Origin of the sequence: Aquimarina acroporae (genome assembly GCF_023195925.1) — a bacterium.
GTDB classification, from domain to species: Bacteria; Bacteroidota; Bacteroidia; order Flavobacteriales; family Flavobacteriaceae; genus Aquimarina; species Aquimarina acroporae.
This window is the reverse complement of sequence record NZ_JALPRE010000001.1, coordinates 765,460-779,961: the sequence shown is the minus strand read 5'-3', so window position 1 is coordinate 779,961 and position 14,502 is coordinate 765,460. Positions and strand designations below refer to the sequence as shown.

Below are 14,502 nucleotides of genomic sequence, written 5' to 3'. Positions count from 1 at the left end.
AATTAAGATATGAATAAAGAGATTTCAAGAGGAGGGCCGTCGTTTTCAAGAATAGTGGCGGGATGCATGAATTGGGGAGAATGGGGAGTGAATTTATCTTCAAATGAAGCATTGCATTTGATAGAAGGTTGTTTAGAGCATGGTGTAACCACTTTTGATCATGCCGATATATACGGGCATTACACTACCGAAGCTTTATTTGGAAAAGCTATGCAGGGAAAATCTGAACTGCGAGAAAAAATACAGTTAATCACAAAATGTGGTATTAAACTAGTAACTCCTAACCGTCCGGGTAATAGCATTAAATCTTATGATACAAGCACATCCTATATTGTCAATTCGGTAGAACAATCTTTATTGAACTTAAATACAGATTACATAGATTTATTGCTTATTCACAGGCCAAGTCCTTTGATGTATCCTGAAGAAATTGCAGAAGCTTTTAGGAAATTACAGAAAAGTGGAAAAGTGAAGCATTTTGGGGTTTCTAATTTTACCGCTTCTCAATTTGAAATGTTAGATACCTTCTTTCCTTTGGTAACAAATCAAATAGAGATTTCTCCCTTGCATTTGAACCCATATATTGACGGGACATTGGATCAATGTTTAGCTAAGAAAATTGCCCCAATGGGATATTCTACCTTAGCAGGCGGAAGCTTTTTCTCGAAAGAACCTGATGCCAGGGTTAAAAGAATTCTTAGTGTTGTTAATAAGTTGGCAGATCAATATGATGTTACTGTAGATCAGGTTCTAACCTCATGGACCTTGAAACATCCTTCGGGTATTTTTCCGATCATTGGTTCGACAAAAATTAACAGGATTCAGTCGGCAGTAAAAGCTTTAGATGTTCAACTGACTGATGAAGAGTGGTTTATGGTGTGGGAAGCCTCTTTGGGTACAGAGGTGCCTTAAAAGATAGATAAGACTTATTTTTATTGTGGCTTTTCTGTATAATACCAGTGTTAAAATACTTGTAAAATGTATTGTGCATTGGTTTTTTACTTATATTTAGGCTGTCAGACTTAAAACGCAAACACAATTCTAATACATTGTTGAACCGTAAAAAAAACTAACATCCACACAAATATTTTCCCCCTAACCCTAACATCAACTCAATGAACAAGCATAGATTAACACTAATCGGATTGGTATTGTCTATTTTTATTTATTTCAGCTCTATTTTTCTTGAACTCAATCTTTTCGAACAGGTAATTAACTTTTTGTCCAGTTTAAAACAGGTCAAACTTGGTGAGGTAATTATTCCACTTCTAATTTTTGGTGTATTTGTGTTTCTTAATGCAAGACGAAACAGTAAAAATACAGAAATGGAAAAAGCGAAGCGTAACATTTATAAGGCTATGCTTTCTTCAAGTCATCATATTTTAAATAATTTCATCTATCAGATGGATATATTTAAAATAACAGCAGAAGATACCCCAGGTTTTGACGTCAAAGTATTAGCGTTTTATGAAGACATTATTCTTAATGCTTCTGAACAAATTAATTCTTTGAGCAATCTCTCTTCTATAGATGAGTTTTCAATAAGAACTTCTGTAATGAACGAGCAGCAGGAGGTGGTTTAGAACATCTATTTTTGATAAAAACTAAATACAGATCCGCCATATTTTCTTGACTTAATAAAATATGGTGAGTTTTCTATTTTTGTGTATTTAGAATGTTCAATAATTAATACGCCTTCTTCCTTAAGTAAATCCCTTTCAAATACAAGCTCTGGGATTTTTAGGAACTGTTTTTCCTCAAAATCGTATGGAGGGTCTGCAAAAATTATATCTGCCTTTAAATTAGTTTTTTCAAGAAAACTATATACATCACTCTTAATGGTTTCTATGGAAAAATCCAGTTCTTTAGCGATGTTTTTGATATAACCTAAGCAAGCATAATGAGCGTCTACAGCGGTAACCTCCTGGGTCCCACGGGAAGCAAATTCATAACTTATGTTTCCTGTTCCAGAAAAAAGATCTATAACAGAAATCATGGAAAAACTATAGGTGTTATTTAGAATGTTAAATAATCCCTCTTTTGCCATATCTGTCGTCGGGCGAACTGGTAGTTTTTTAGGAGCTGTAAGTCTTTTACCTTTATATTTTCCAGAAATAATTCTCATATCAAAAATGACTCAGTAATACGTAATGTTGATGTGGTGCTATATGTTCAAGTTCTTTAGGTAGCCCTAAATCTTTATTTCGTTTCCCAAAATGTATATTGCGAATATATTTATATGCAATATCGTAATAATCGCTTTGAGTCGAAATATCTCCTAGGAAAACCAATTGGAAATCCTCAGGATTTAAATTGAGTTGTTCGGTTGTGAACAATAGATAATATAAAAAATCCTCCTTAGTTTCATAAAAGTGGGTATTGGCCAATACTAGTTTTCCCTTATTTATTATTACGATATCAAAGAATTTGTGATTCATGTTTACAAATACAGAAACATTTTCATTGTGTTTTTCTTGAGATAATAGAGAATTTGTTAGTATAGTACTTGCGTGCTTGTAAGTGAATGACCCAAAAGAATCAAAGAAGAAATTATTGATGTTGGCATAAGGAATGTATACCGTAATTATATCATGCTGCTCTAATTCGTCATAGGCAATAAAATCATTCTCAAGAACTTTGATGTTGTATTTAAGGTATTCCTTGATTTGATCTGCGTCGAATAAAGGTTTTGGGACATGCGTATAGAGATTATTTAGATAGATAACCTCGACACTTTTAAAGTTCTCTTTTAATTCCAAATGGTGATCAAAAGAATACTTTATTTTATCTAGAACTTGTTCTGGAGATAATTGTATACCAAAATTGTCCTCTACTAATGAAGTTATTTGTTGATCCTGATTTACGGTGCAAAAAGAAAGTCCATTCAAGCTCACTTGAATGGACAATGTATGTAATGTATTATCTTCTGTATTATTGATCGTTTTCACCATAGGTTCTTGGCCAGTTACCAGAAGTATTAACTTCGGTCATGGATCCTACTAATAAATAAGGGCCATCAACACCATCAACAGAAACTACTTCTTTTTCTTGTGCAAGAAGATCCTTGTCTTGATCGTGTAATAGTACATCTTTAGATACTTTTGCTTCAAAAACAGCGATTCTAAGATCGTTTTTGTTGATATAACCAGCGTCTAATTCAAAATTCGCATCAACACCTTCAATCGGCACTTTCATCATTCTTTTGTGACCATCTGTCTTGAATAGTGAATCTCTTACAGATGCATATCCCAATGTGTCGATAACCACTGTATCTCTTGGTTCATCAATTTTAAGTATTTTATTGAAGGCAACATAACTAGAATCTCTTCGTTGAGTTAATGTAAACTTAGCAGTATCAATAAATGCTATTAGTTTTTCGGGATTCTTCTCAAACTTTCCAGTTATGGTTCTATATGCTAATTGAGCTGTGCGGATATCCCTTAGATTTTCAACTGCTTTAGCATATCTTGCTTTTTTTACCTTATTGAATTTCACAGGACCATTGATAGAATTGAATACGAGGTATCCCAAAAATCCTATCACTACCCACAGAACTAATTGAATAACAATTTTCATTTTATGATTTTAGCTTTAACATTAGTGTATACGCAAATCTACAATTTTTTTTTAATCGTAAAAGTTTATTGGGAAAAAATCATTCCTATCTTTGATTTATTAACTAAAGTAGAAAAAAAACAGATTAAAAATAGATGAGGGAAAAGGAGTTCTATGAGTTACTGAAAAAAGACTTTCCTTTTGAGCCAACATTAAAGCAAGATGTCGTTTTACAAAAATTATCACAATTTGTTTTAAAAGGATCAAAAGATTCATTGTTTCTTCTTAAGGGATACGCGGGAACAGGAAAAACGACTTTGATTGGTACTTTGGTGAAAAACCTTTGGAAAGCTAAAATGAGTTCTGTGCTATTAGCTCCAACAGGTAGAGCTGCAAAGGTAATTAGTAACTACTCGGGGCGACAGGCGCAAACTATACATCGAAATATTTATTATCCCAAAAAGGATAAATCTGGTGGGGTGGCCTTTCAGTTAAAACAAAATAAGAGCCGAAATACGATTTTTATTGTTGATGAAGCTTCTATGATTCCTGATACTCCTAGTGATAGTAAATTGTTCGAAAACGGATCATTGTTAGATGATTTAATGATGTACGTATACTCAGGTCACAATTGTAAAATACTTTTTATTGGTGATACGGCGCAATTGCCTCCCGTGAAACTTGAAGTAAGTCCGGCTTTGAATTTTGATAATCTTGAAATAGGATTTAACAAAGATGTAGTACAGGTAGAGCTGGATGAAGTAGTTCGTCAGGCAGAAAACAGTGGTATTTTGATGAATGCTACACAATTACGTGAACTCCTTAACGAGGGATTTTATGATGCTTTTCAGTTTGAAATTTCTGGATATGAGGATATAATAAGGTTTTATGATGGACATGAAATTATGGAAGCTCTTAATGATGCTTATGCTCATTCTGGTCATGAAGAATCAGTAATCATATTACGATCTAATAAAAGAGCAAATTTATACAATCAACAAATACGTTCCAGAATCCTTTTTCAGGAAGAAGAATTATCTTCAGGAGACTATTTGATGGTCGTTAAGAATAATTATTTTTGGTTAGATAATAAAAGCGAAGCGGGATTTATTGCCAACGGAGATATTGTAAAGGTGCTGGAAATTTATGCAATTAAAGAGTTGTATGGGTTTAAATTTGCCGAAGTAAAGGTCAGTATGGTTGATTACCCTAATCAAAAACCTTTTGAAACTGTCTTGCTTTTGGATACATTAACTTCAGAAACCCCTTCTTTGTCTTATGAAGAATCTAATAAATTGTATCAGGAAGTGATGAGAGATTTTGAAGGAGAAAAATCTAAGTATAAAAAGTTTTTAGGAGTTAAAAATAATAAGTACTTCAATAGCTTACAAGTCAAGTTTTCTTATGCAATTACTTGTCATAAATCTCAGGGTGGGCAATGGGATACTGTATTTATAGAACAACCATATTTGCCTGATGGAGTGACCAAAGACTATTTGAGATGGTTATATACGGCTATTACTAGAGCAAAGAAAAAACTATATCTTATAGGGTTTAAAAAAGACTTTTTTATAGAAAACTAGTATATTTAAGTGCTTTGTAATCTTGTATTTAAGATTAATTTAAGATTTCTTGAAGAAACTAAATAAACCTATAATTCAGAAAATTGATTAAAAAAAGTTATTTTTGCAACTTCAGAAAAGCAACAAAATTTTGAACAGAAATACTCTAAAAACTATCGCAATGATTCCTGCGCGGTATGCTGCTACCAGATTTCCTGGTAAGCTTATGCAGGATTTAGGCGGAAAAAGTGTGATACGGAGAACATATGAAGCCACTGTGAATTCAGGACTTTTTGAAGCAGTATATGTTGTTACCGATAGCGAGATAATCTTTAACGAAATATCTACTCATGGCGGTAAAGCTATTATGAGTAAAAAGGAGCATAGTTGTGGAAGTGATAGAATTGCTGAAGCCGTTGAAGACATGGATGTAGATATAGTGGTAAACGTACAAGGAGACGAACCATTTACTGATCGTGAGAGTTTAGAAAAAGTTCTAGACGTATTTTATGAGGACGATTCAGACAAGATTGATCTCGCGAGTTTAATGACTCCTATTGACGATTGGGATGATATTATGAATCCTAATAGTGTTAAGGTTATAGTCGATGAAAATAACTATGCTTTGTATTTTTCACGTGCACCTATACCATACCCTCGAGATAAAGAAATAAACTACACATACCATAAACATAAAGGTGTTTACGCCTTTAGAAAACAAGCCATTTTAGATTTTTATCGTCTACCCATGAAAAAGTTGGAAGCTTCTGAAAAAATAGAATGTATCCGATATTTAGAATATGGTAAAAATATTAAAATGGTTGAGACGCACCATGAAGGTGTCGAAATAGATACCCCTGAAGATTTAGAAAGAGCAAAGAAATTAATTAACAAAGAAGAGATTTTGAGTACTAAGTTTATGGCTGCTGCTTCCGAAGTGTATACTTCAAATCACAGGAACTTTCCAATGGTCCCAAAAGTGGTTTTTGGTAAGGGAGCGTTTAATCAAATAGGTGATATTATATCATGCGAAAGAAAAGGTGTTGCCCCCTTCATATATCTTATCGATGATGTTTTTGAAAGTAATACTGCTTTTATTGAAGAAAGAATACCTCTGGCATCTGCAGATGAAATTGTATATATATCGACCAAAGAAGAACCTAAAACCTCCCAAGTAGATAAGATTGTTGCAGATATAAAAAGTAAGTATGAATATGCCCCAAGTGGAATTATTGGTATTGGAGGTGGATCTATTCTAGATTTATCAAAGGCTGTGGCAATTATGTTTACCAACCCAGGTAGTGCAGAAGATTATCAAGGATGGGACTTGGTTAAAAATAAAGCATTGTTTCATGTTGGGGTTCCAACCATATCAGGTACTGGAGCTGAAGTTTCAAGGACTACTGTTTTAACAGGACCTGAACGTAAACTTGGAATCAATTCAGATTTTACTCCTTTTGATCAAGTAATTCTTGATCCCGAATTAATAAAGGATGTACCTAAAAACCAATGGTTTTATACAGGCATGGATTGTTATATTCACTGTATTGAATCTTTAAAAGGAACATACCTCAATGCTTTCAGTCAGAGTTATGGTGAAAAAGCATTAGATCTTTGTGAAGAAATATTTCTTAAGAATACGTTGAGTAAAGAGGAAGCAGATGCTAAGTTAATGATGGCCTCTTGGCATGGAGGGATGAGTATCGCTTACTCTCAAGTGGGGGTAGCCCATGCAATGAGTTATGGATTGGCGTATGTATTAGGTACTAAGCATGGTGTTGGAAACTGCATTGTTTTTGATAAATTAGGTGAATATTATCCAGATGGCGTCGCTGTATTCAAGAAAATGAAAGAATATCATAATATCGATCTACCTCAAGGTGTTTGTGCAAATGTTACAGAAGAACAACTAGATATAATGACTTCTGTGGCTTTGGGATTAGAGCCTTTATGGGAAAATGCTTTAGGTTCAGATTGGAAATCCAAAATTAATGCTGATAAATTAAAAGAGATTTATCGTTCATTATAGATATTTTTTCAATATCATTGAATATGAAACGTTTTTCTTCTTTTATTTATCATAAAATCTTAGGTTGGAAACTTATAGGAGATTTTAAGGGAGATACTATTAAAAAGTGCTTAATAGTTGTTGTACCACATACTAGTTGGCATGATTTTTATATTGGTCTTCTTATAAGACAATTGGCAAATCTAAAAATAAGTTTTTTGGGCAAAAAAGAGTTATTTAGATGGCCGCAGGGATGGTATTTGAAAAAAGTAGGAGGTATACCTTTAGATAGAACCCCAGGGCAGAATAAGGTAGAGGCAATAGCCGAACTTTTTAAAAAAAGAGATGAACTTCGAGTGGCTATCGCTCCAGAAGGAACCCGAAAAAAGGTAAAAGAATGGAAGACAGGGTTCTATCATATCGCCAAAGCGGCGCAAGTGCCTATTATTATGGTAACTTTTGACTTTGGAAAAAAACAAAATGTAATTTCAGAACCTTTCTATGTTACAGGTGATATAGAAAAAGATATGAAGTTTATGTACAATTTTTTTAAAGGTGTAAAAGGAAAAGTTCCAAAGTATAGTTTTAATGTAGATTAAAATTTGTGAATTTTTTGTTCTTCAATTTTTTCTTTTTGTTTTTCCTTTACATTTCCCCCACCAAAAATTAATTCTGTACTGCTAAAGGTGGTTCCAAATGTTCTTGCAGCAAAATAAACCTGAGTAATAGCATTTTCTAATTGCTCATTAGATAACTCTTTTAAAGGGTGTATGTAGGCTGACCAAAGAATTCCATTAGAGATGGCGTATTTTACATCTAAAGCAGAGTGGAAATTAGCGGTCATTGCATCTAATAATAGATCTTTATCAAGATTTTTTGATTCGGTAATAGGGGAAATAATTCTCATTCTGTTATTTGCCTCATCTGTAACGCACAGCATCGGAATTTCTTTATAAATAAATTTCCAATTACCAGGAATTCCTCCTATAGTATCTGCATTTTTTGTGATTAGCTCCCCAAGAGTTTGGTTATTCATGTTTTGAGAAAAAGAGCAATTCATTCCTGCTAAGATTAGGGCGAGAGTGAGTAATTTTTTCATATTGAAGGTTTTAATAGTAGTCGAATATCATGACTAAACATAACAAAAAATAAAAAATCATCTTAAGTAATTCTTATTTTAATTATAGGATGAGGTGTACAATAGGATAGTGGGTTATGTGTAAAATCTAACAATTTTGGGTAACCAAGTTTTAGTACTTTTTCCTAAAATCAAAAGGAGTACAGCCCGTATTTGCTTTAAAGATCTTTGAAAAATAAGAATACTCTTCAAATCCCAGAAGTTCAGAAATAGAGCTTAAGGAACTAGTACTGTGTACTAACATTCGTTTGGCTTCAAGTAAAACACGTTCTTTAATAACGTCGCTACTGGTTTTACTAATAGTTGTCTTGACAACTCTGTTTAGATGTTTAGAGGTGATATTCAATTTGTCTGAATAAAATTGAACAGATTTTTCCGTTTTAAAATGCTCTTCAACTGCAGTAAGAAAATTTTCTAAGATTTTTAAATATGTTTTTGATGTTTTTTTGATTATTGGTACAGAAGCGGTGTAATAACGCGTTAGATCTATATAAAGATGATCGATTAGACTAGTCAACTTCTGGTATTTATATATTTCATCTCTATGATGCTCTTGATTAATTTGTTGAAATAAATACTTAAAATGAGAAATCTTAGCATCACTAAGGTTTAAAATGGACGGATTTTCGATCGAAAAATAAAATGGGAATTGAGATAAGCTGGAATTGACAAAATTAAACTCGTAAAATTCTTGTGTGTGAAAAAAAATATAGCCTTTAGGAGAGGTGTTAAAATTCCAAAAATGAGTTTGACCAGGTTTTAAAAAAAACACGCTACCGGGTTGAATGTTGTAAGTGTTAAAATCTATCTCGTGCACACCACTACCTTCTATAAAGAATACACAAAGAAAAAAATTATGACTATGTGGTTTGTTGATAATACGACCATTTCTTTCTATATGATTTTCAAAGGTGTTGCTATAAAAATCATGAGTTGATATTTTATGATCGAATTGTTCGATTTTTAGTATAGGAACAGTCTGGTTGGCTTTCATAATGTCCTAAAAGTACAAATTCCTGAGTTAATACTATTATTTTAAAAAAACGATAAATGTTAATTTTATACTCAGATAAACCAACTGATATTCCATTGTTTTTTTGGCTTATGCGATGTTAATTATAAAAATAGAATATGAAAAACTTTTTAAAAGGAACAAAACTGAATAGTATTTTGGGAGGAAGTTGTCCTGTTTGTCAAAATGAAAGCATGTATAAGGAGGTAAATCCTTATGTAATTTCAAAGCTGTTCGAAATGAATGAGCGCTGTCAATCTTGTAATACGAAATACAAGATCGAACCTTCATTTTTTTATGGAGCTATGTATGTGAGTTATCCAGTTGGAATAATTTTTGCCGCAACAGCTTTTTTATTATCACATTTGGTTTTTGGTTTAGATCTTATCACAACTTATGTTATTATTGTGATCGTTATGGTTGTTTCTTTGCCTGTTATTATACGCTTGGCTAGGAATATTTGGATTAATTTTTTTATGAATTACAGAAAAAAAGAGTCTGTTTAATATGACTGCGAATTGCTATATAATCAACTAGGCATGAAAGAAAATTGGGTAGCATGAAGTTCACAGGTATTTCAGAAGAGTTCATTTATTTAGAGACTATAAATATTACCACTTGCGAAGTGCTAAAACAGGTTGAAAAAAGTGCACTTACCGTTCTTTGGTCAAAGTCTGATGAAAATATATTAAATATAGATGGACAAGAAGTGGCTTTCAAAAAAGATCAAATTGTTTTTTTAACAGAGTTTCATCATCTAAAACCTATCAAAATAGATAAGGTTAGAATGTTAAGATTTAATCGTTCTTTTTATTGCATTTTGGATAACGATAGTGATGTTGGCTGCAAAGGAGTTTTGTTTTTTGGAGCAACGCAATTACCTATAGTGTCGATCTCTAGAGAAGAACTTCATAAGTTTGATACGGTATGGGAAATGTTTGTTTTAGAAATTAACTCTAGAGACAAGCTGCAGAAGGAGTCACTTCAGGTAATGCTAAAACGTTTTCTAATCTTATGTGTGAGGTTGTACGCTCAAGAAAAACAGTATCCAAATGAGAAGCAAGAAATCAATTTGATACGTGAGTATAATTTTTTGATAGAACAACATTTTAGAAATAAGCATACTGTAAAAGAATATGCTAGTTTATTAAACAAATCTCCCAAGACCTTATCCAATATTTTTGCAAGATCTGGTTTTAAATCGCCATTATTTTATATACAACAACGAATTTTATTGGAAGCACGTCGACAATTGCTTAATACAGATAAATCTGTTAAGGAAATAGCTTACGAAACCGGTTATGAAGACCTGCAAACTTTTAGCAGGTTTTTTAAAAAGCATGAAGGAGTCTCTCCGTCAGAATATAAAAAAAACCTCCTGACTTCAGCCATAATCTAATATACTTTTGGTTTTGTGTTCTCTCTAAGCGTTGAGAAAAATTGCCAACTATTAGGGAATAGTTGCCTACCTCATCATACGAGCTACTTAGGATCTTTGTAGGGTAATCAATAAATGATTATCAAAATGTATTGCATTGTTTGATTAAATAATGCCGAATGAGAAAAAGTTTCTCTTCATAAAAAAATAAAAACATAGAACTATGAAAAAAATGATAATAATGACCATTATGGTCGTAAATGTATTTACAGCTTATGCACAGTTACCAGATCCTGGTTTTGAGGTTGATTCTAGAACAGCTATTGTGATAACGGATCCACAAAATGATTTTCTAAGTCCAGATGGGGTTACTTGGGGAGTGGTAGGCGAGAGTGTCACAGCTAATCATACGGTAGAGAATTTGGAAAAGCTATTTAAGGTAGCAAAAGAGAAAGGAATGATGGTATTTGTTTCTCCTCATTACTATTATAAGCATGATCATAATTGGAAAATAGAAGGAGCGCTAGAAGCTCTGATGCATAAAATAAATATGTTTGATAGAACCCATACCTTAAGAACAGATGGTTTTGAGGGTTCGGGAGCAGATTGGTTAGATAGATACAAAAAATATATTGAGGAAGATAATGTAATAATTACTAATCCCCATAAAGTATATGGTCCTGAGTCTAATGATCTTGCATTACAGTTACGTAAACATGGTGTTGAAAACATAATTCTTGCAGGAATGTCATCTAACCTGTGTACAGAATCTCATATGAGAGATTTAGTAGAATCTGGATTTAGGGTTGCCGTGGTAAAAGATGCTACCGCAGGAGCTATTTTACCTGGGTTAAATGCTTACGAAGCTTCGGTGGTTAATTTCAAAATGATAGCTAGTCACGTTTATGATACCAAAGAAATTGTAACCAAAATAAAAGCGCACAAAAAATAAGTCTCAAGAGTGATTTTTTGTGAGTATTGGTTGGTTTTTGTGATTAATAGAAAAGGAGCTATATGCAAAATAGCTCCTTTTTGTATTAAATAAAAAACACTGATTGTTTTATTCTGCAGAATCCTCTTGCATGGTATGATATACATTTTGTACATCATCATCTTCTTCAATTTTTTCTAATAGCTTTTCTACATCTGCCGCCTGTTCTGGAGTTAGTTTTTTTGTGACTTGGGGAATACGTTCAAACCCTGAAGATAATATTTCTATCTCACGACTTTCAAGTTCTTTCTGTATGGTTCCAAAACTTCCAAATGGCGCGTATATTAATATTCCATCGTCATCTTGAAAGACTTCTTCGGCTCCGAAATCTATAAATTCCAGTTCCAGTTCTTCGGGATCTATTCCCTCCCCGTTAATTCTAAAATTACAAGTGTGATCAAACATAAACTCTACCGAACCGGAGGTCCCAAGGTTTCCGTCACATTTGTTGAAATATGATCTAATATTGGCTACAGTACGATTGTTATTATCTGTTGCAGTTTCAACTAAAATAGCAATGCCATGAGGAGCATAACCTTCGAAAAGTACTTCTTTATAATCGCCCTGACTTTTGTCTGAAGCTCTTTTGATAGCTCTTTCGATATTATCCTTAGGCATATTAACAGATTTAGCATTCTGTATTACTGCCCTCAAACGAGAATTAGAATCTGGGTCAGGACCACCTTCCTTAACGGCCATGACAATGTCTTTACCTATTCTTGTAAACGCTTTGGCCATTGCAGACCAACGTTTCATTTTACGTGCTTTTCTAAATTCAAAAGCTCTTCCCATATGTAAATATTAAAATCTGTTGATTACAAACATAAGTAGAAACCAAGTTTTTGACAAATGTTTGTGCAATATCAATCTAATAAGTAGTGAATAAATTTGACCTATTTTTCTAATCTCCTTCGATAATTTGGTCAATAGTTTTGGCTAGCTTGAAATCGTTTTCCGTAATTCCACCTGCATCGTGAGTAGAAAGACTTATTTGTAGTTTATTATAGACATTGGACCAGTCTGGATGGTGTTGTTGTATCTCTGCCTCAAATGCAATACGAGTCATAACCGAAAACGCATCTTTAAAATCATTGAATTCGAATGTAGTATGAAGAGCATTCTCATGATATTCCCATCCATCGACAGTTTTTAGTTTTTCTTGTATTTCAGATTCTGAAAGTTTTTTCATGTTGGTTACTATATTGATTTTATAAATTTTTATAATCCGAGTTCTTCTCTAAGAATTTCGTCTTTATTACTGTTTTTACCCCAATAAGCAGATTTGATACTTTTTATTTTTGTTGCCTTGGTAGTCAATTCTTTTGCATTTGGTCCAAAACCGCTTTTAAATGTTTCGGTCCATTCCTCAATTTCATAAGGAAAACTAGTGTTAAAAATGATGCTAAGACTTCTGTTTAATGAAGGGTATGTAATTGTATAGGTGTTGAGATTATCTTTCTTTTCTAATGTCACTTTTGCGTTGTATGCTTTAATTTCCTTATGTCTTAATCTTGTGTATTCAAATGAAGGTATAATTTTAAGGTTCCCGGTAGGTAAATCTTCAGGATGGATCCTAATCTTGGTCCATAATTCGTTCTCGAGTATGTTTTTATCGATACTAAAATTTTGATCTGCTTCTCCCTGAAAATAAGAATGAGACATAATGTCAAAACTTTCCTTATTATTAAGCTGTGCATAAACATGACCACACCATTCCTGCATAGAACTAGAAACTTTGATAGCATGTTTATTGTCGCTTACAGGATAAAAAGTACTTTGCATGATCGAATAAGGGTAAATACCGGTATTAAATTTTTTGGTTGCATTTAACTTGAGTACCGGTATGTTTTTAGCAGATTGTTGATCTGCTTTTACTTGTATTTTAGGAAGGAAATCTTCTGTGACATAAATAAGTACCGCTGTTCCATTTCTCATTTCACCATATCGTGCTTGTTCAAGTTTGTATGAGGTGATTTCTGCTTCACCAGCGTACCAATATTTTTTAAATTCCTCTGTTAATGCTTTTGTTGGTGCATCAACAGTCATGTTTTGATTGGTTTCAGTGTTTGCTGAAGTATCGGTAGCAATATTACTACAAGCAATAATTACCAAAGCGATGAGTATTAAAAATGATACTATTGTTTTCTTCATCTTATCAAGTTTAAAATTATGATAGAATAGTCGTTATATAACCCAATTCTTACGTGGTTTGAAGAAGTGGTTATGAAAGGACTCTTTTGGCCTGTTTCTGTGCAAATTACAATAAAGCTAGGATGTGGCAAGTTCAATTAACGTTTCATAAACAAGATGTGTAGGTAGTCCCATTACGTTGAAGTAACTACCTTCAATATGTAATATTCCAATATGACCAATCCATTCCTGTATACCGTAAGCTCCAGCTTTATCCAAAGGCTTATAAGTGTGAACGTAGTGCTCAATTTCTGCAGTAGAAAGAGGTTTGAAAGTAACTTTGGTTGCATGGTGAACGACTTTAATAGTATCGATAGTTTTAAAGCAAACCGAGGTAATTACTTCATGAGTATCATCAGATAAAGAATGAATGATTTTGGAGGCTTCTTCTAAGTTTTTAGGTTTTCCCAGGGCCTTACCTTTATGCCAAACGATAGTATCGCTGGTAACTAAAATATCATAAGGAGATAGCTCAGTAAAAGCTTGAGCTTTTAACTTTGCCAAGTAATCTGAAATTTCTTCTGCCTTAAGATGTTCGGGATATATTTCTTCTACTTCTTTAAGTTGAATAACAAAATCGAGTTCTAAATCTTTGAAAAATTGTTGCCTTCTGGGTGAGCCAGAGGCTAGTATTAATCGATGTTTTTTAAGAAGATCTTTGAGCATGA

The 14,502-nt window shown here is 33.0% G+C and carries 17 protein-coding genes; 8 read left to right on the top strand and 9 right to left on the bottom strand.

Going from position 1 to position 14,502, the window contains the following annotated elements; all coding sequences use genetic code 11:
* The first annotated feature begins 9 nt into the window (after positions 1-9).
* Together M0D21_RS03910 and M0D21_RS03905 are read left to right on the top strand one after the other, a co-directional pair.
* Entirely contained in the window at positions 10-912 is a 903-nt protein-coding gene (locus tag M0D21_RS03910; protein WP_248327108.1) for an aldo/keto reductase, read from the top strand.
* Between the two features lie 203 nt (positions 913-1,115).
* The gene (locus M0D21_RS03905; RefSeq protein ID WP_248327107.1) at positions 1,116-1,583 is read left to right on the top strand and encodes a hypothetical protein; all 468 of its coding nucleotides are present in this window, start codon (positions 1,116-1,118) and stop codon (positions 1,581-1,583) included.
* A 5-nt stretch (positions 1,584-1,588) separates the two neighbouring features.
* Here the strand turns inward: M0D21_RS03905 and M0D21_RS03900 are convergent, their stop codons facing one another.
* From M0D21_RS03900 to M0D21_RS03890, 3 genes are read right to left on the bottom strand one after another with little or no spacing between them, the layout of a single operon-like run.
* Positions 1,589-2,125, bottom strand: coding sequence for an RsmD family RNA methyltransferase (locus M0D21_RS03900; protein WP_248327105.1), 537 nt, complete (start codon positions 2,123-2,125; stop codon positions 1,589-1,591).
* Between the two features lies 1 nt (position 2,126).
* On the bottom strand, positions 2,127-2,951 hold the full coding sequence (locus M0D21_RS03895; RefSeq protein WP_248327103.1) for a DUF3822 family protein: 825 nt from the start codon (positions 2,949-2,951) through the stop codon (positions 2,127-2,129).
* Positions 2,932-3,576: a hypothetical protein gene (locus tag M0D21_RS03890; RefSeq protein ID WP_248327101.1), complete on the bottom strand. Its 645-nt coding sequence runs from the start codon at positions 3,574-3,576 to the stop codon at positions 2,932-2,934. Before M0D21_RS03890 ends, M0D21_RS03895 begins: the two co-directional genes overlap by 20 nt.
* 134 nt (positions 3,577-3,710) lie before the next feature.
* Here M0D21_RS03890 and M0D21_RS03885 point away from each other — a divergent pair, with 134 nt between their 5' ends.
* From M0D21_RS03885 to M0D21_RS03870, 3 genes are all read left to right on the top strand, one after another.
* Positions 3,711-5,138 (top strand): ATP-dependent DNA helicase, encoded by a 1,428-nt coding sequence (locus M0D21_RS03885; protein ID WP_248327099.1) that lies wholly within the window; start codon positions 3,711-3,713, stop codon positions 5,136-5,138.
* 160 nt (positions 5,139-5,298) lie between these two features.
* Entirely contained in the window at positions 5,299-7,146 is a 1,848-nt protein-coding gene (kdsB, locus tag M0D21_RS23095) for a 3-deoxy-manno-octulosonate cytidylyltransferase (protein ID WP_394802433.1), read from the top strand.
* Between the two features lie 23 nt (positions 7,147-7,169).
* On the top strand, positions 7,170-7,724 hold the full coding sequence (locus tag M0D21_RS03870) for a 1-acyl-sn-glycerol-3-phosphate acyltransferase (protein WP_248327097.1): 555 nt from the start codon (positions 7,170-7,172) through the stop codon (positions 7,722-7,724).
* On the opposite strand, the gene M0D21_RS03865 is transcribed toward M0D21_RS03870, so the two are convergent.
* Positions 7,721-8,224 carry a hypothetical protein gene (locus M0D21_RS03865; protein WP_248327095.1) on the bottom strand — a complete coding sequence of 168 codons (504 nt, stop codon included), beginning with the start codon at positions 8,222-8,224 and terminating at the stop codon, positions 7,721-7,723. The two genes, M0D21_RS03870 and M0D21_RS03865, sit on opposite strands and share 4 nt — an antisense overlap.
* 151 nt (positions 8,225-8,375) lie before the next feature.
* The gene (locus M0D21_RS03860; RefSeq protein ID WP_248327092.1) at positions 8,376-9,257 is read right to left on the bottom strand and encodes a helix-turn-helix domain-containing protein; all 882 of its coding nucleotides are present in this window, start codon (positions 9,255-9,257) and stop codon (positions 8,376-8,378) included.
* A 137-nt stretch (positions 9,258-9,394) separates the two neighbouring features.
* On the opposite strand from M0D21_RS03860, the gene M0D21_RS03855 reads away from it, so the two are divergent.
* The 3 genes from M0D21_RS03855 to M0D21_RS03845 all read left to right on the top strand — a co-directional run bounded on the left by M0D21_RS03855 (position 9,395) and on the right by M0D21_RS03845 (position 11,605).
* The gene (locus M0D21_RS03855) at positions 9,395-9,781 is read left to right on the top strand and encodes a DUF983 domain-containing protein (protein WP_248327090.1); all 387 of its coding nucleotides are present in this window, start codon (positions 9,395-9,397) and stop codon (positions 9,779-9,781) included.
* Positions 9,782-9,834: 53 nt separating this feature from the next.
* The gene (locus tag M0D21_RS03850) at positions 9,835-10,674 is read left to right on the top strand and encodes a helix-turn-helix domain-containing protein (RefSeq protein WP_248327088.1); all 840 of its coding nucleotides are present in this window, start codon (positions 9,835-9,837) and stop codon (positions 10,672-10,674) included.
* 202 nt (positions 10,675-10,876) lie between these two features.
* On the top strand, positions 10,877-11,605 hold the full coding sequence (locus M0D21_RS03845; RefSeq protein WP_248327086.1) for a cysteine hydrolase: 729 nt from the start codon (positions 10,877-10,879) through the stop codon (positions 11,603-11,605).
* Positions 11,606-11,713: 108 nt separating this feature from the next.
* On the opposite strand, the gene M0D21_RS03840 is transcribed toward M0D21_RS03845, so the two are convergent.
* From M0D21_RS03840 to M0D21_RS03825, 4 genes are all read right to left on the bottom strand, one after another.
* Complete coding sequence (locus tag M0D21_RS03840; protein WP_248327084.1) at positions 11,714-12,436, bottom strand: YebC/PmpR family DNA-binding transcriptional regulator; 723 nt, start codon at positions 12,434-12,436, stop codon at positions 11,714-11,716.
* A gap of 109 nt (positions 12,437-12,545) precedes the next feature.
* Positions 12,546-12,833, bottom strand: coding sequence for a 4a-hydroxytetrahydrobiopterin dehydratase (locus tag M0D21_RS03835; protein ID WP_248327082.1), 288 nt, complete (start codon positions 12,831-12,833; stop codon positions 12,546-12,548).
* Positions 12,834-12,862: 29 nt separating this feature from the next.
* Positions 12,863-13,795 (bottom strand): septum formation inhibitor Maf, encoded by a 933-nt coding sequence (locus M0D21_RS03830; protein ID WP_248327080.1) that lies wholly within the window; start codon positions 13,793-13,795, stop codon positions 12,863-12,865.
* Between the two features lie 117 nt (positions 13,796-13,912).
* Complete coding sequence (locus M0D21_RS03825) at positions 13,913-14,500, bottom strand: Maf family nucleotide pyrophosphatase (RefSeq protein ID WP_248327078.1); 588 nt, start codon at positions 14,498-14,500, stop codon at positions 13,913-13,915.
* Positions 14,501-14,502 lie beyond the last annotated feature (2 nt).

What these genes read in the sequence shown, in the direction of transcription:
- M0D21_RS03885 (WP_248327099.1), top strand. Translation starts at nt 3,711, where the DNA reads ATGAGGGAAAAGGAGTTCTATGAGTTACTGAAAAAAGACTTTCCTTTT.
- M0D21_RS03830 (WP_248327080.1), bottom strand. Translation starts at nt 13,795, where the DNA reads ATGAAGAAAACAATAGTATCATTTTTAATACTCATCGCTTTGGTAATT.
- M0D21_RS03835 (WP_248327082.1), bottom strand. Translation starts at nt 12,833, where the DNA reads ATGAAAAAACTTTCAGAATCTGAAATACAAGAAAAACTAAAAACTGTC.
- M0D21_RS03900 (WP_248327105.1), bottom strand. Translation starts at nt 2,125, where the DNA reads ATGAGAATTATTTCTGGAAAATATAAAGGTAAAAGACTTACAGCTCCT.
- M0D21_RS03840 (WP_248327084.1), bottom strand. Translation starts at nt 12,436, where the DNA reads ATGGGAAGAGCTTTTGAATTTAGAAAAGCACGTAAAATGAAACGTTGG.
- M0D21_RS03870 (WP_248327097.1), top strand. Translation starts at nt 7,170, where the DNA reads ATGAAACGTTTTTCTTCTTTTATTTATCATAAAATCTTAGGTTGGAAA.
- M0D21_RS03845 (WP_248327086.1), top strand. Translation starts at nt 10,877, where the DNA reads ATGAAAAAAATGATAATAATGACCATTATGGTCGTAAATGTATTTACA.
- M0D21_RS03910 (WP_248327108.1), top strand. Translation starts at nt 10, where the DNA reads ATGAATAAAGAGATTTCAAGAGGAGGGCCGTCGTTTTCAAGAATAGTG.
- M0D21_RS03895 (WP_248327103.1), bottom strand. Translation starts at nt 2,951, where the DNA reads ATGGTGAAAACGATCAATAATACAGAAGATAATACATTACATACATTG.
- kdsB (WP_394802433.1), top strand. Translation starts at nt 5,299, where the DNA reads ATGATTCCTGCGCGGTATGCTGCTACCAGATTTCCTGGTAAGCTTATG.
- M0D21_RS03860 (WP_248327092.1), bottom strand. Translation starts at nt 9,257, where the DNA reads ATGAAAGCCAACCAGACTGTTCCTATACTAAAAATCGAACAATTCGAT.
- M0D21_RS03850 (WP_248327088.1), top strand. Translation starts at nt 9,835, where the DNA reads ATGAAGTTCACAGGTATTTCAGAAGAGTTCATTTATTTAGAGACTATA.
- M0D21_RS03825 (WP_248327078.1), bottom strand. Translation starts at nt 14,500, where the DNA reads ATGCTCAAAGATCTTCTTAAAAAACATCGATTAATACTAGCCTCTGGC.
- M0D21_RS03865 (WP_248327095.1), bottom strand. Translation starts at nt 8,224, where the DNA reads ATGAAAAAATTACTCACTCTCGCCCTAATCTTAGCAGGAATGAATTGC.
- M0D21_RS03905 (WP_248327107.1), top strand. Translation starts at nt 1,116, where the DNA reads ATGAACAAGCATAGATTAACACTAATCGGATTGGTATTGTCTATTTTT.
- M0D21_RS03855 (WP_248327090.1), top strand. Translation starts at nt 9,395, where the DNA reads ATGAAAAACTTTTTAAAAGGAACAAAACTGAATAGTATTTTGGGAGGA.
- M0D21_RS03890 (WP_248327101.1), bottom strand. Translation starts at nt 3,576, where the DNA reads ATGAAAATTGTTATTCAATTAGTTCTGTGGGTAGTGATAGGATTTTTG.